The sequence below is a fragment of the Janthinobacterium sp. NFX145 genome, assembly GCF_049810325.1.
In the GTDB taxonomy this organism is placed as follows: domain Bacteria; phylum Pseudomonadota; class Gammaproteobacteria; order Burkholderiales; family Burkholderiaceae_D; genus Janthinobacterium; species Janthinobacterium rivuli.
In genome coordinates this window covers 5,852,946-5,867,161 of record NZ_CP187360.1, presented here as the reverse complement: position 1 = coordinate 5,867,161, position 14,216 = coordinate 5,852,946, and the positions used below count along the sequence as shown (strand labels likewise).

General features: G+C 60.3%; 14 protein-coding genes. 13 read left to right on the top strand and 1 reads right to left on the bottom strand.

The window, feature by feature from the left end; genetic code table 11:
• Window positions 1-8: 8 nt before the first annotated feature.
• From infA to dsbD, 8 genes are all read left to right on the top strand, one after another.
• Complete coding sequence (infA, locus tag ACPJXG_RS26300; protein ID WP_005663428.1) at window positions 9-227, top strand: translation initiation factor IF-1; 219 nt, start codon at window positions 9-11, stop codon at window positions 225-227.
• A 42-nt stretch (window positions 228-269) separates the two neighbouring features.
• A complete protein-coding gene (gene rpmJ, locus ACPJXG_RS26295) occupies window positions 270-383 on the top strand; it encodes a 50S ribosomal protein L36 (protein WP_010394471.1) in 114 nt (37 codons plus the stop codon).
• Window positions 384-397: 14 nt separating this feature from the next.
• Window positions 398-763: a 30S ribosomal protein S13 gene (rpsM, locus tag ACPJXG_RS26290; RefSeq protein ID WP_046681666.1), complete on the top strand. Its 366-nt coding sequence runs from the start codon at window positions 398-400 to the stop codon at window positions 761-763.
• 17 nt (window positions 764-780) lie between these two features.
• Window positions 781-1,185 (top strand): 30S ribosomal protein S11, encoded by a 405-nt coding sequence (rpsK, locus tag ACPJXG_RS26285; protein WP_010394475.1) that lies wholly within the window; start codon window positions 781-783, stop codon window positions 1,183-1,185.
• Window positions 1,186-1,443: 258 nt separating this feature from the next.
• On the top strand, window positions 1,444-2,067 hold the full coding sequence (gene rpsD, locus ACPJXG_RS26280; RefSeq protein ID WP_010394478.1) for a 30S ribosomal protein S4: 624 nt from the start codon (window positions 1,444-1,446) through the stop codon (window positions 2,065-2,067).
• Between the two features lie 106 nt (window positions 2,068-2,173).
• Complete coding sequence (locus ACPJXG_RS26275; protein ID WP_008444343.1) at window positions 2,174-3,151, top strand: DNA-directed RNA polymerase subunit alpha; 978 nt, start codon at window positions 2,174-2,176, stop codon at window positions 3,149-3,151.
• 133 nt (window positions 3,152-3,284) lie between these two features.
• Window positions 3,285-3,677, top strand: a complete 393-nt coding sequence (gene rplQ, locus ACPJXG_RS26270) for a 50S ribosomal protein L17 (protein WP_034753219.1) — start codon at window positions 3,285-3,287, stop codon at window positions 3,675-3,677.
• Window positions 3,678-3,835: 158 nt separating this feature from the next.
• Window positions 3,836-5,785, top strand: coding sequence for a protein-disulfide reductase DsbD (dsbD, locus tag ACPJXG_RS26265; protein WP_081922666.1), 1,950 nt, complete (start codon window positions 3,836-3,838; stop codon window positions 5,783-5,785).
• A 71-nt stretch (window positions 5,786-5,856) separates the two neighbouring features.
• Here dsbD and ACPJXG_RS26260 read toward each other — a convergent pair whose 3' ends face one another.
• Complete coding sequence (locus ACPJXG_RS26260) at window positions 5,857-6,393, bottom strand: Spy/CpxP family protein refolding chaperone (RefSeq protein ID WP_425252778.1); 537 nt, start codon at window positions 6,391-6,393, stop codon at window positions 5,857-5,859.
• A 186-nt stretch (window positions 6,394-6,579) separates the two neighbouring features.
• On the opposite strand from ACPJXG_RS26260, the gene ACPJXG_RS26255 reads away from it, so the two are divergent.
• The 5 genes from ACPJXG_RS26255 to ACPJXG_RS26235 all read left to right on the top strand — a co-directional run bounded on the left by ACPJXG_RS26255 (window position 6,580) and on the right by ACPJXG_RS26235 (window position 14,188).
• Window positions 6,580-7,308 carry a response regulator gene (locus tag ACPJXG_RS26255; RefSeq protein ID WP_035824023.1) on the top strand — a complete coding sequence of 243 codons (729 nt, stop codon included), beginning with the start codon at window positions 6,580-6,582 and terminating at the stop codon, window positions 7,306-7,308.
• Window positions 7,305-8,663 (top strand): ATP-binding protein, encoded by a 1,359-nt coding sequence (locus tag ACPJXG_RS26250; RefSeq protein ID WP_425252777.1) that lies wholly within the window; start codon window positions 7,305-7,307, stop codon window positions 8,661-8,663. The genes ACPJXG_RS26255 and ACPJXG_RS26250 overlap by 4 nt, the downstream gene beginning before the upstream one ends.
• An 87-nt stretch (window positions 8,664-8,750) precedes the next feature.
• Window positions 8,751-9,923, top strand: a complete 1,173-nt coding sequence (locus ACPJXG_RS26245; RefSeq protein ID WP_425252776.1) for an efflux RND transporter periplasmic adaptor subunit — start codon at window positions 8,751-8,753, stop codon at window positions 9,921-9,923.
• On the top strand, window positions 9,920-13,030 hold the full coding sequence (locus ACPJXG_RS26240; protein WP_425252775.1) for an efflux RND transporter permease subunit: 3,111 nt from the start codon (window positions 9,920-9,922) through the stop codon (window positions 13,028-13,030). The genes ACPJXG_RS26245 and ACPJXG_RS26240 overlap by 4 nt, the downstream gene beginning before the upstream one ends.
• A gap of 270 nt (window positions 13,031-13,300) precedes the next feature.
• Entirely contained in the window at window positions 13,301-14,188 is an 888-nt protein-coding gene (locus tag ACPJXG_RS26235) for a hypothetical protein (protein ID WP_235211781.1), read from the top strand.
• The last annotated feature ends 28 nt before the right edge of the window (window positions 14,189-14,216 follow it).

Genomic DNA, 14,216 nt, shown 5'->3' with positions numbered 1-14,216 from the left:
CATACCGAATGGCAAAAGACGACGTCATACAGATGCAGGGCGAGATTCTTGAGAATCTCCCAAATGCAACATTTCGAGTGAAGCTGGAGAACGGACACGTGGTGCTCGGGCATATTTCAGGTAAAATGCGGATGAACTATATTCGCATTCTCCCTGGAGACAAGGTGACGGTGGAGTTAACGCCGTACGACCTGAGCCGAGCCCGCATTGTGTTCCGTACCAAGTAACACACTGAATCAAACCAAAGAAGCGAAAGAAAGAGCCCAAAAATGAAAGTTCTCGCATCAGTCAAGCGGATCTGCCGCAACTGCAAGATCATCAAGCGCAAAGGCGTAGTCCGCGTTATCTGCGTGGAACCACGTCACAAGCAGCGTCAAGGTTAATCGAGGAATAACAAATGGCACGTATTGCAGGGGTTAATATCCCAAATCATCAGCATACCGTTATCGGCCTGACGGCCATCTACGGTGTGGGCCGTCCACGCGCAGAGAAAATCTGTGCATCGACCGGTGTAGCAACCAACAAAAAGATCAAAGATCTGGATGACAGCGAACTGGAAAAGCTGCGCGATGAAGTAGGTAAATTCATCGTCGAAGGCGATCTGCGTCGTGAACTGTCCATGAACATCAAGCGTTTGATGGATCTGGGTTGCTACCGCGGCATGCGTCATCGTAAGGGTCTGCCTTGCCGTGGCCAGCGTACGCGTACGAACGCACGTACCCGCAAGGGACCGCGTAAAGCCGCTCAATCGCTGAAAAAATAATCCGCTAGGGAATAATTATGGCTAAGTCGCAAAATAACGCCGCATCAGCACGCGTGCGTAAAAAAGTTAAAAAGAACGTCGCTGAAGGCATCGCACATGTCCACGCTTCGTTCAATAACACCATCATTACCATCACCGATCGTCAAGGCAATGCCTTGTCGTGGGCTACCTCCGGCGGTGCAGGCTTCAAGGGTTCGCGTAAATCGACCCCGTTCGCAGCGCAGGTCGCCGCGGAAGCCGCTGGTAAAGTGGCTGTTGAGTGTGGCGTCAAGAACCTGGAAGTACGTATCAAGGGCCCAGGTCCTGGTCGTGAATCCGCCGTTCGCGCGCTGAACAACCTGGGCATCAAGATCACCGAGATCCAGGACGTGACGCCGGTACCGCACAACGGTTGCCGTCCACCGAAACGTCGTCGTATCTAAGATAGTGTTGCAGAGGGCGCTTCGGCGCCAGCTGCTTTGCTGTCTGTTGTAACTCAGTACAGTTGTGTGAAAACGCTGGAGCAGGGAGCCGGAAACGGTTATACTGCCCGGCTGTTCTTGCCTGTCAAATCCTGTTTGACGGGTTTTTCGTTTTCAGCCACCGTCTGATTGAAACCAAATCAGACTAGCGCCTAACCGCATCAGTGTGTTTGATCATGCATGTGGCTGGGGCGTTATCATTTAAAAAAAGGAAGTATCGTGGCACGTTATATCGGACCTAAAGCAAAACTTTCCCGCCGTGAAGGTACAGACCTGTTCCTGAAGAGCGCACGTCGCTCGCTGGACAGCAAGTGCAAACTGGACGTCAAGCCAGGCCAGCACGGTGTCAAATCCGGCGCCCGCACCTCGGACTACGGTAACCAACTGCGCGAAAAGCAAAAAGTCAAGCGCATGTACGGCGTGCTGGAACGTCAATTCCGCCGCTACTTCGCTGAAGCAGACCGTCGTAAAGGCAACACCGGCGAAACGCTGTTGAAGTTGCTGGAAACGCGTCTGGACAACGTTTGCTACCGCATGGGCTTTGGCTCGACCCGCGCTGAAGCGCGTCAATTGGTCAGCCACAAAGCGTTCACCGTGAACGGTATCGTTGTGAACATCGCTTCGTACGCAGTTAAAGTTGGCGACATCGTTGCTGTTCGTGAAAAATCGAAAAAGCAAGTGCGTATCGTTGAAGCACTGTCGCTGGCTGAACAAGTTGGTATGCCTAGCTGGGTTTCGGTTGATGCCAAGAAAATGGAAGGTACTTTCAAGTCCCTGCCAGAGCGTAACGAAATCGCTAACGACGTCAACGAATCGCTGATCGTCGAGCTGTACTCGCGTTAATAGTAGTTAGCAAGACTCCCGCCCACTCACTTTCTTGAGTGGGCGTTTTACTAATGCCATCAGCCTTATCGGTGTAATGAGCCGAGGGTATTGAAAAGGACATTTCATGCAAAACAGTTTGTTGAAGCCACGTATTATCGATGTTGAAGCTCTCGGTGCAGGTCACGCCAAGGTCGTGATGGAACCCTTCGAGCGCGGCTATGGCCACACATTGGGTAACGCGTTGCGCCGCGTTCTGCTGTCGTCGATGGTGGGCTACGCGCCGACCGAAGTGACGATCGCTGGCGTCGTCCACGAATATTCCTCCCTCGATGGCGTGCAAGAAGACGTCGTCGATCTGTTGCTGAACTTGAAGGGTGTGGTTTTCAAAGTCCACAACCGCGATTCGGTAACCCTGACCCTGAAAAAAGAAGGCGAAGGCGCGATCCTGGCCTCCGACATCGACCTGCCGCATGACGTCGAACTGATCAACCCTGACCACGTGATCGCCCACCTGACCGCTGGTGGCAAGCTGGACATGCAGATCAAGGTTGAAAAAGGCCGCGGCTACGTTCCTGGTAACGTGCGTCGCCTGTCGGAAGACACGAACAAGACCATCGGCCGCATCATTCTCGATGCGTCGTTCTCGCCAGTGCGCCGTGTATCGTACTTCGTTGAATCGGCCCGCGTTGAACAGCGTACCGACCTGGACAAGCTGATCATCAACATCGAAACCAACGGCGTGATCTCGCCGGAAGAAGCGATCCGCCAGTCGGCCCGCGTCCTGGTGGACCAGTTGAATGTGTTCGCTGCCCTGGAAGGCACGGAAGCCGCCGCCGAAGCGCCATCGCGCGCTCCGCTGGTCGATCCTATCCTGTTGCGTCCAGTCGACGATCTGGAGTTGACCGTGCGTTCGGCGAACTGCCTGAAAGCGGAAAACATCTACTACATCGGCGACCTGATCCAACGTTCGGAAAACGAACTGCTGAAAACGCCAAATCTGGGCCGCAAGTCCCTGAACGAAATCAAGGAAGTGCTGGCATCGCGCGGCTTGACCTTGGGCATGAAGCTGGAAAACTGGCCGCCTGCCGGCCTGGAAAAGTAATTCGTAGTTGTAGCAAACTGCCTGGGACAGGTGTCCCAGGCTTTTATTTTGTAGTACCAAACCGGCCCGCGATGAAGCTTCTGCCTCATTGATCGAAGAGCTGGAATTTAAACACTCACCGAAAGGATTTATCATGCGTCACGGTCACGGCCTCCGTAAACTGAATCGTACCTCGTCCCACCGTCTGGCAATGCTGCGCAACATGACAGTATCGCTGCTGCGTCACGAAGCGATCAAAACCACCCTGCCAAAAGCAAAAGAACTGCGTCGCGTTGTCGAGCCAATTCTGACCCTGGGCAAAACCGATTCCCTGGCAAACAAGCGTCTGGCCTTCAACCGCCTGCGCGACCGTGAAATGGTCGTCAAACTGTTCGCTGAACTGGGCCCACGTTTCGCCAACCGTAACGGTGGTTATGTACGTATCCTGAAAATGGGTTTCCGCGTCGGCGATAACGCTCCTATGGCGTTCGTTGAACTGATGGATCGTCCAGATACGACCGAAGCAGTTGAAGTTGCTGGCGAGTAATCCCAGTAATTGCATCTGAGAAAGCCAGGCCTAGCCTGGCTTTTTTGTTTTCTGCTGCAGCTATCCTTGCTGCGGTGTACTATTCTTCTTTCGCGCCGGCCCGGCACAAGCGCTGCCTGCTCCGCGCGTCCTCTGTCGAATGGTCGAAAAGGTAGTTCATGTCCCGTTTCCCCTCCAGCGCCACCGCGCGCGCCGCTCCCCTGCATCAACTGCTGCTCTGGTTTGCCACCTGTTTACTGCTGGCCATGGCCGTCTTTGGCGCCAGCCAGGCCCGTGCCGACGATGAATTCCTCGATCCGGAACTGGCCTTCAAGTTTTCCGCCCGCATGCAGGATCCGTCCACCATCGCCGTCACCTATGTGATCGCCGATGGCTACTATATGTACCACGAGCGCTTCAAGTTCGAGGCCGTGGGCGCCAAACTGGGCACGCCCGTGTATCCGGCTGGCAAGGTCAAGTTTGACGACACCTTCCAGAAGAACGTGGAAACGTTCCGCAAGACGCTCACCATCACGATTCCTGTTGAAGCGGCCGGCGCGTTCACCCTGAAGGCGACGGGCCAGGGCTGCTCCGACAAGGGCTTGTGCTATGCGCCGCAGGATGCCACGGCCCAGCTGGTGGGCGGTGGCGGCGGCCAGAGCATGGCGCCGGGCGGCTTGCCGTCGAAATTCGCCTTGCCCGCCGCGCCGGCAGTCGACACGGCGGCCGTCAACGGCCCGCAGGCGCAGGCGTCGCCTGGCGTGTCCGTGCTGAGCATTCCCCAGGCGAACATCACCAGCACGCCCGAGCCGGTCGCGGCGGCGCCCGTGGCGGCAAGCGCCGCGCCGGCGCAAAGCGAGATGGGCAAGATCGAAGCGGCCCTGAAGGGCGGCAAGCTGCTCGTCATCGTGCCGCTGTTCATGCTGCTGGGACTGGGCCTGGCTTTTACGCCGTGCGTGCTGCCGATGGTGCCGATTTTGTCGTCGATCATTATCGGCGATGGTGGCAAGGTCAGCCGTTCGCGCGGCTTGCTGCTGTCGCTGACGTACGCGCTGGGCATGGCCATCGTCTACACGGCGCTGGGCGTGGCGGCTGGTCTGGCGGGGGAAGGCCTGGCGGCGCAACTGCAAAATCCGTGGGTGCTGGGTTTCTTTGCCTTGCTGATGGCGGGCCTGGCCCTGTCGATGTTCGGTTTTTATGAGCTGCAAGTACCGGCTTTCCTGCAAGGCAAGCTGACGTCCGTGTCGAACCAGCAATCGTCGGGCCGCCTGGCGGGCGTGTTCGTCATGGGCGCCATTTCCGCCCTGATCGTGGGGCCATGCGTGGCCGCTCCGCTGGCCGGCGCCTTGCTGTACATCAGCCAGACGCGCGACGTCGTCATCGGCGGCGGTGCCCTGTTTGCCATGGCCGTGGGCATGAGCGTGCCCTTGCTGTTAGTGGGCGTGTCGGCCGGCACCTTGCTGCCGCGCGCCGGCGCCTGGATGGATGCCGTCAAGCGCTTCTTTGGCGTGCTGCAGCTGGGCGTGGCCTGGTGGCTGGTCTCGCCCGTGCTGCCGGGCGCCGTGCAAATGCTGGGCTGGATGGTCTTGTTCGTCGGCTACGGCATGTATCTGCTGGTGGGCAAGAGCGGCGCGAAGAACGCGTGGGTAGCCAAGGCCTTTGGCCTCGTGTTTGCCGTGCTGGGCGCGATGCAACTGGTGGGCGTGGCCAGCGGTGGCCGCGACCCGCTGGCGCCGCTGGCGCACCTCGGTGGTGGCCAGGTGCACGCGCAACCATTTACGCGCGTAAAGACCGTGGCGCAGCTCGACGCGGCGCTGGCGCAATTGAATGGCAAGCCGGCCTTGCTGGACTTTTATGCTGACTGGTGCGTGTCGTGCATCGAGATGGAAAAGCTGACCTTTGTCGATCCCGCCGTGCGCGAGAAGATGGGGCAAGCCGTGCTGCTGCAAGTGGATGTGACGGCCAATGATGCGGACGACAAAGCCATGCTGAAACGTTTCCAGCTGTTCGGCCCGCCGGGCATCATCATGTTCAACCCGCAGGGACAGGAGATCGCCCAATCGCGCGTAATCGGCTTCCAGAACGCCGCCACTTTCCTGACCTCGTTGCGCAAGCTCGACGGGCAATAAGCCGTCGCTTGTCTCGCGAATAAGAAAAAGCCTGCAATGCAGGCTTTTTCTATTTCTGCGCCAGTTAAAACTTAACCAGCTTTGGGCTGCTGATGCATGCCATGGTGCCCGCCGCGGTGGTGGCCGCCGTGCTTGCCGCCAGGCACGCTGTCATCAAACACTTTCTTTTGCTCCGGCGTCAGCACGGCGTAGAACGTTTTCAGCGAGGCCAGACGGCTTTCCTGGTCTACGATGCGTTCCTTCGACATGGCGATCCATTGCTCCATGCGTTCCGGGGCCGACAGCTTGGCCATCGCTTCGCGCTTGGCTTTCCAGTCACCCATCGGTTTTTTCGGCGCGTTGGCGGCCGTGAAAGTGACCCAGGCCGGTTCTTGCGCGGCTGTCAGCTTCAGCTTGTCGTGCAGGCGGGCCTGGTACTTGGCCATGCGCTCGGCGGGATTGCTGGCGCGGTGCTGGCCGCGCTGGCCTTCATGTTGCATTTTGCTGCTGGCGGCAGGCGCGCTGGCGGCCGCTTCCTGGGCGTGGACGGTCAGCGATGCCGCGCCCATGCCGAGCACGCTCATGGCGATGATCAAATTCTTGCGCAGGGTTGTCATTGAGGCGTTCATCTGGATTCCTTTGTAAAAGTGGGGGATGTACATGTTGCTGCACATGAATCCATGGTGGACTCTCCATGTTTCCCCGAAGTGTCCGCTGTCAGACAGTTTGTATCTATATGTTTCTTCGGGTCTTCTATATACAAGACGATACAAATGCGCTGTGCAAGGGCAGGGGAAGTGGGGATAATTCGTACCATGGAACCCACTTCTACAATTCTCATCGTCGACGATGACCGCGATATCCGCAGCTTGCTGGCGGACTACCTGGAAACGAACGCCTACCGCACCCTGGGCGCGGCGGATGGCACGGCCATGTGGAAAATCCTCGATGAAACGCGGCCCGACCTGATCGTGCTCGACTTGAACCTGCCTGGCGACGACGGCCTGACCTTGTGCCGCAAGCTGCGCGCCCAATCGACGGTGCCCGTGATCATGTTGACGGCACGCAATGAACCGCTGGACCGTATCCTGGGCCTGGAAATGGGCGCCGACGATTATTTGCCGAAACCGTTTGAACCGCGCGAATTGCTGGCGCGCATACGCAGCGTGCTGCGCCGCAGCCATGCCATGCCGTCGAACGTGCCGTCGGACAAGGCGCAGCAAATCCGCTTTTCCGGCTGGACCCTGGACCTGACGGCGCGCCATTTGCTCAATCCCACGGGCCTGGTGATCATGCTGTCGGGGGCGGAATTCCGCCTGCTGCGCGTGTTCCTGGAACACCCGAACCGCGTGCTCAACCGCGACCAGCTGCTGAACCTGACGCAGGGCCGCGACGCCGATCCGTTCGACCGCTCGATCGATATCCAGATCAGCCGCCTGCGGCAAAAGCTCGGTGAAGATGCCCGCTTGCCGCAAATCATCAAGACCGTGCGCAACGGCGGCTACGTGCTGGCCGGCCAGGTCAATGTGGAGCCGCACGCGTGAAGGCCTTCCTGGGCTCGATGACGGGCAGGGTCTTCATGTTTTTGCTGATCGGCATCGTCGCTTCTGCCGCGCTGACGCAGTGGCTGGCCGTGGGCGAACGCCAGCGCGCCATCGAGCAATACCGCGACTATCACGCCGTTGAGCGGGCCGAGCAGCTGGTAATGGCGGCCGACATGGTGCCGCTGGCCTCGCGCGCCGCCTATCTGAAAGTGGCCAACAAGGGCAGCGTGCGCCTGGAGCTGCGTCCTGACGTCGAGCATGTACCGGGCAAGCCGACGGAATTTTCCACCGCCCTGCAAGCCAAGCTGGGCGAAGGCTTCAAGGTCAGCGCGCTGGCCGAACGGCCGGCCGCCTGCGTCAAGCCGCGCCAGAGGCCGGGCATGTTTTCCGCCAAGCCATGGGGCGGCACGTGCGAAAACCTCGACGTGCGCATGCAGGACGGCCACGTGCTGCGCCTGATGGTCTTGCCGCCGCGCCAGCAGCCGCCGTTCAATGAACACAACGACTGGATGACCCTGCTGCCTTTCCTGATCAGCATCGCCATCCTCGCCTACCTGGTCACGCGCATGACCATGCGCCCGCTCAAGCAGCTGGCGCAGGCGGCGAAAGACCTGGGCAACGACATCAACCACCCGCCGCTGGCCCTGTCGGGCGCCAGCGAGATCCGCCAGGCCAGCGCCGCCTTCAACGCCATGCAGGCGCGCATCCGCCAGCATATTTCCCAGCGGACACAGATGCTGGCAGCTATCACGCACGACTTGCAGACGCCGCTGACGCGCTTGCGCTTGCGCCTGGAAAAAGTGGCCGATACGGAATTGTATGACCGCCTGGTGGGCGACCTGTCGGCCATGCAAAGCATGGTCAAGGAAGGGCTGGATCTGGCCCGCTCGATGGACAGCACGGAAGCGATGCAGGCGCTCGATCTTGACTCCCTGCTTGACAGTGTTTGCTCCGACGCGGCCGACGCCGGCCAGAAAGTCAGCCTCGGTGGACAGGCGGGCATGGCCTTGATGGCGCGTCCGATCGCCATGCGGCGCTGCCTGGTGAACCTGATCGACAATGCCGTCAAATATGGCCAGTACGCGCAGGTGACCGTCGAACGCATTCCCGGCGCCGCGCGCATCCGCATCCGCGATGGCGGGCCGGGCATTGCACCAGATCAACTGGCGAAAGTGTTCGAACCGTTTTACCGCATCGAGACGTCGCGTTCGCGCGAATCGGGCGGTACGGGCCTGGGCCTGACCATCGCGCGCAATATTGCCGAGCAGCACGGCGCCACGGTTTTGCTGTCTAATCACGTCGACGGTGGACTGGAAGTTACCCTCATCGTGCCAGAGTATTACGCAGGAAAGTGAGCATTTCCGTGCGACAATATTGTGCTTTATGCCCCCTGGCAACTACATTCAACCTGCGGCCCTGCGCTGCAACAGCGTGACAGAACAATGAAAAAGACTAGTCTGGCAATCCTCGTGGGTGCGGCCCTGTGTATCGGTGGCGGCATCTGGTATTTCAACCATCAGCCAGGCAAGGTGGCCGGTGGGCAGGATGGCAAAGGGGGCAAGGGCGGGCAGGCGCCGACGACGGTGAGTGTGGTCACTCCGGTACGCCAGGATGTGCCGATGGTGCTGCAAGCCAATGGCAGCGTGATGCCGATCAGCAGCGTCGATTTGCACCCGCAGACGACCAGCACGATTACCAAGGTGCATATCCGCGAAGGCCAGTTCGTCAGGCAGGGCGAGCTGATGTTCACCCTGGACGCGCGCAGCGAGCACGCGAATGTCGACAAGGCGCAGGCGCAGGTCTTGCGCGACCGTGCCTCGGTACAGGACTTCGAGCGCCAGCTCAAGCGCAACCAGGATTTGCTGAGCAAAAATTTCATCGCCCAGGGCGCCGTCGATACCCTGCAAAGCCAGCTCGACGCGGCACGCGCCTTGCTGGCCGCCGACCAGGCCGCCTTGCGCGCCGCCCAGGTCGACTCCAGCTACACCGTCCTGCGCGCCCCGCAGAGCGGCCGGGTGGGCGCCATCAATGTCTATGCGGGCAGCCTGGTGCAGCCGACCACCTCGCTGACCAGCATCACCCAGCTCGACCCGATCGACGTGGTCTTCACCTTGCCGGAAAGCAGCCTGTCGGGCTTGCTGGCGGCGCAAAAGGCGGGCGAGGTGCCCGTCACGGCGCTGTTGTCGGACGCGGGCGGCAAGCAGCTCGATGGCAAACTGAACTTCATCGACAATGCCGTCGATCCCGCCACGGGCGTGATCAGGATCAAGGCCCGTTTCAATAATGGCGGCACCGATTTGTGGCCAGGCCAGTACGTCAATACGCAGCTGACCGTGCGCACCCTCAAGGAGGCGCTGGTGATCCCGCAAAACGCCATCATCACGAGTACCGCCGGCACCTTCGTGTACTCGATGGAAGCGGACAGCACGGCCAAGATGCGAAAGATTGCCCGCGTGTATGCATTCGGGCCGAATGCCGTCGTCACCGGCCTGGCGGGCGATGAAAAAGTCATCGTCGATGGCAAGCAGAACTTGCGTCCGGGTAGCAAGGTGCGCCTGGTGGAAAAACACAAGGCAGCCGATGGCGCCGCCGCAGCGCAGGGCAAGCCAGCATGAACCTGTCCGAACTGAGCATCCGCCGCCCCGTCATGGTGGTGCTGCTGTCCCTCTCCATCATCCTGGCCGGCGTGCTGGCCTACCTGCAAATTCCCGTGGCGGCCTTGCCGAGCTACAACACGCCCGTCATCAACGTCAGCGCCGACCTGGCCGGCGCCAGCCCGGAAACCATGGCCTCGTCCGTGGCCTTGCCGCTGGAAAAACAGTTTTCCACCATTTCCGGCCTCAGCCTGATCACGTCCACGAGTACCTTGGGCAATACTTCGCTGACCCTGGAATTTGACGCCAGCATCAACGTCAACGAGGCGGCCGTCGACGTGCAGGCGGCCCTGCTGCGCGCGCAGCGCCAGTTGCCGACGGAAATGACGGACTTGCCGTCCTACCGCAAGGTCAATCCGGCCGATGCACCCGTGCTGTTCATCCAGATGACGTCGCCTTCGCTGAACTTGTCGGATCTTAACGATTATGCGGAAAATCTGATCGCGCCCAGCCTGTCGACCTTGCCTGGCGTGGCCCAGGTTATCGTCAATGGCCAGAAGCGCTTTGCCGTGCGCGTGCGTGCCCGTGCCGACCTGATGAATGCGCGCAATTTGACGATGGACGAGCTGGCCATTGCCTTGCGCACCTCGAATACGAATTCCCCGCTGGGCATCCTTGACGGCCCCAGCCAGACCCTGACCATCCAGGGCAATCCGCAAATGATGAAGGCGGCCGATTTTGCCGAACTCATCGTCGCCAGCCGCAACGGCCAGCCCGTGCGCCTGAAAGACGTGGCCGAGGTGGAAGACAGCTTTCAATCGATCAAGGCCGTCGGCAGTTTCAATGGCGAGCGCTCGATCAGCCTGATGGTGCAGCGTCAGCCGGACGCCAACACCGTGCAAGTGGTCGATGGCGTGCGTCGTTTGTTGCCAGGCTTCAAGGAGCAATTGCCGCAATCGATACAGATCAGCCTGGTCAACGACCGTTCGCTGTCGATCCGCGAAGCCATCCACGACGTGAATCTGACCCTGGCCCTGACGGTGGTGCTGGTGGTGCTGGTAATCTTTTTGTTCCTGCACCGCGCGGCCGCCACCTTCATTCCAGCCGTCACCATGCCGATTTCCCTGCTGGGCGCCCTGGCCCTGCTGTACTGGCTTGGCTACAGCCTCGACAACGTCTCCCTGCTGGGCATTACCCTGGCCGTGGGCCTCGTTGTCGACGATGCCATCGTGGTGCTGGAAAACATCGTGCGCCATATCGAGATGGGCAAGAAGCCGATACGCGCGGCGCTGGAAGGGGCGAAAGAGATGGGCTTTACCATCATCTCGATTTCCGTCTCGCTGGTGGCCGTGTTCATCCCCATCTTCTTCATGCCGGGCGTGATCGGCTTGCTGTTCCATGAGTTCGCCGTTGTCGTCTCGCTGGCCGTGCTGGTGTCCGCCGTCGTGTCGCTGACCCTGGTGCCGATGCTGGCCAGCCGCTTCCTGCCGGCCGACTCGCGCGAGCACAATGACAGCGACCCCAGTCATGGCGAAAAAACCTTTATCGGCCGCCATTTCGAGGCCGGTTTCACGGCATTGCGCAACGGCTATGTGCATCTGCTCGACAAGGCCCTGGCGCACCGCAATGTGGTGCTGTTCGTCGCCGTATGCACTTTCGCGCTGACGGTGCTGCTGTACGCGACCATTCCGAAAGGTTTCTTCCCCGAGGAAGACCTGGGCCAGATCCAGGTGAATACGGAAGCGTCGGAAGACATCTCATCTGCGGCACTGCAGGATTTGCAGGCGCGCGTGGCGGCCGTGCTCAAGGCGGACCCGAGCGTGCAGGATGTGACCTCGTTCGTCGGCGGTGGCAACACGGGCCGCATGTTCATGGTCTTGAAACCGCGCAGCGAGCGGCCGAAAATGCCTGTGGTGCTGGAAAACCTGCGCCGCGCGGCGGGCACCGTGCCCGGCATGGCCGTGTATTTCCGGCCCGTGCAAAACTTGCAGCTGGGCGGACGTCAGAGCAAGAGCCGCTACCAGTACACCTTGCAAAGCGTCAGTCCCGACGCCTTGAATGATTGGGCGGAAAAGTTTATTGCCGGCATGCGCACGGATCCCGCCTTCCGCGACGTCACCAGCGATTCGCAGATCAAGGGCTTGCAGGCATCGCTCCGGATCGACCGCGACAAGGCCAACCTGCTGGGCGTGCAAATGTCCGATATCCGCACTGCCCTGTACAGCGCCTTTGGCGAGCGGCAAGTGTCGACCATTTATTCGTCGGCGGCCAGCTATTACGTGATCCTGGAAGCGGCCATGGCCGACCGCCAGTATGACGATGCGCTCACGCGCGTGTCCGTGCGCAGCAAGACGGGCGAGCTGGTGAAACTGTCGAGTATTGCCTACGTGGAACGCACGATCGGCCCCACGTCCGTCAATCACCAGGGGCAGTTGCAGGCCGTCACCATCGCCTTCAACCTGGCGCCCGACGTGCCGCTGGGCATTGCCACAGGCAAGATCGACGCGATGGCCAAGGACATGAGCTTGCCGGCCTCCATCATCACGCGCTATGGCGGCGACGCGGCCGTATTCCAGAGCTCGCAATCGAGTCAGATCATCCTCATCATTGCCGCGCTGGCCGTGATCTATGTGCTGCTCGGCGTGCTGTATGAAAGCTATATCCACCCGCTGACCATCCTGGCCGGCTTGCCGTCGGCGGCCGTGGGCGCGCTGTTGACCCTGCGCCTGTTCGGCATGGACCTGACCATGATCGCCATCATCGGTATCCTGATGCTGATCGGCATCGTCAAGAAAAACGCCATCATGATGATCGACTTCGCCCTGCATGCGCAGCGCAACGACGGGCTGGCGCCGGCCGAGGCCATCCGCCAGGCGTGCATCCTGCGTTTCCGTCCCATCATGATGACGACGGCGGCGGCCCTGATGGGCGCCTTGCCGATCGCCCTGGGCCTGGGCGCCGGCGCGGAATTGCGCCAGCCGCTGGGCCTGGCCGTGGTCGGTGGCTTGCTGTTTTCGCAAGTGATTACCCTGTTCATCACCCCCGTCATCTATCTGTTCCTCGACAAGTACAGCGGCACGGGACCGATGACGGACGAGCAATTGGTGGCGCTCGACAACAAGTCCTGAGCCGCCACACGGCCACCACCGGCGCCCCGTTCCTCAGTGAATGCGGCGCCGGTTTTGTATGGGCCGTGATACATACGGTAACAACCGTCAAGGCATGGCTCGGGTACGCTGATACCGCTGCAAGGAATGTCGCTATCCTGTACGCTTCGGGTTGGAAATGCCGAGGAAGTGTTCCCAAAGGCTAGGGACTCTGGCACTATGGCTGCCCTGTAATGTTATTTCTTCGCTACACAGAAAGCACGATTCATTTTGCATGACACGACCCATTTGATGGCTGCCGATTCCGATGTTTGCCCCACCTGCGGGCAAGTGATCCAGCCGCCACCGGCCTACGGGTCCAGGACCAGCACCATGCGCAAGGTGGCGCTCGGCGTGTCCGTCTTGCTGCACGTGCTGCTGGCGGCGTATGTACTGTTGCGCAGCGACACGATCGAAAAGATCCCGCCGCCGAAGAAGGAAAGCGCGATGGTCTACATCGCGCCGCTGAAAGACAAGCCGCAGCCGAAGCCGCAACCGAAACCCACGCCGAAACCGAAGGACACGAAAGTGGCCAAGGTGAAACCGCCGCCGGCGCCGAGCAAGCGCGTGGTGACGAAAGACGTGCCGCGCGACAAGCCGAAACTGGAAACGTTTACGCCGCCGCTGGTGTCGAAAGTGCCGTTGCCGCCGCCGCCCGCTGAAGACATGAGCTCGATGATCGAGCAGCGCCGCAAGCAGCGCCAGGCGCAAAATCCCGCGCCGCCGGCCGAGGAAAGCGAAAACGACCGCGCCATGCGCGTGGCCAAGGCGAATATCGCCGGCGCCCAGGGACGCAATTCCGGCAGCGACCGCGAGGATTCGGGCGGCGTGTTTTCCATCGTCAACCAGACTTCGTTCAGCGCGGAAGTCAAGTTCAAGGGCTGGAATGGCAACTTCAAGCGCAACTGGCTGAAGCAGGAAAAAGTCGAGCTGGGCAATGAGCCCGATATCGAAACGGCCATCGTGAAAAAGATGATCCAGCTGATCCGTGCTGAAAAGCCTGGTGATTTCGTCTGGGAATCGCGGCGCCTGGGACGCAACGTCAACCTCAGCGCCCGCGTGGAAGACACGGCCGAGCTGATGGCTTTCCTGCGGCAGGAATTCTTTTCCGAAAAGCGGCCAGGGCCGGGACGGCGCTAGGCGCCAGGATGCGCTGCATAAAAAAAGG

What these genes read in the sequence shown, in the direction of transcription:
- infA (WP_005663428.1), top strand. Translation starts at nt 9, where the DNA reads ATGGCAAAAGACGACGTCATACAGATGCAGGGCGAGATTCTTGAGAAT.
- rpmJ (WP_010394471.1), top strand. Translation starts at nt 270, where the DNA reads ATGAAAGTTCTCGCATCAGTCAAGCGGATCTGCCGCAACTGCAAGATC.
- rpsM (WP_046681666.1), top strand. Translation starts at nt 398, where the DNA reads ATGGCACGTATTGCAGGGGTTAATATCCCAAATCATCAGCATACCGTT.
- rpsK (WP_010394475.1), top strand. Translation starts at nt 781, where the DNA reads ATGGCTAAGTCGCAAAATAACGCCGCATCAGCACGCGTGCGTAAAAAA.
- ACPJXG_RS26275 (WP_008444343.1), top strand. Translation starts at nt 2,174, where the DNA reads ATGCAAAACAGTTTGTTGAAGCCACGTATTATCGATGTTGAAGCTCTC.
- rplQ (WP_034753219.1), top strand. Translation starts at nt 3,285, where the DNA reads ATGCGTCACGGTCACGGCCTCCGTAAACTGAATCGTACCTCGTCCCAC.
- dsbD (WP_081922666.1), top strand. Translation starts at nt 3,836, where the DNA reads ATGTCCCGTTTCCCCTCCAGCGCCACCGCGCGCGCCGCTCCCCTGCAT.
- ACPJXG_RS26260 (WP_425252778.1), bottom strand. Translation starts at nt 6,393, where the DNA reads ATGAACGCCTCAATGACAACCCTGCGCAAGAATTTGATCATCGCCATG.
- ACPJXG_RS26255 (WP_035824023.1), top strand. Translation starts at nt 6,580, where the DNA reads ATGGAACCCACTTCTACAATTCTCATCGTCGACGATGACCGCGATATC.
- ACPJXG_RS26245 (WP_425252776.1), top strand. Translation starts at nt 8,751, where the DNA reads ATGAAAAAGACTAGTCTGGCAATCCTCGTGGGTGCGGCCCTGTGTATC.
- ACPJXG_RS26240 (WP_425252775.1), top strand. Translation starts at nt 9,920, where the DNA reads ATGAACCTGTCCGAACTGAGCATCCGCCGCCCCGTCATGGTGGTGCTG.
- ACPJXG_RS26235 (WP_235211781.1), top strand. Translation starts at nt 13,301, where the DNA reads ATGGCTGCCGATTCCGATGTTTGCCCCACCTGCGGGCAAGTGATCCAG.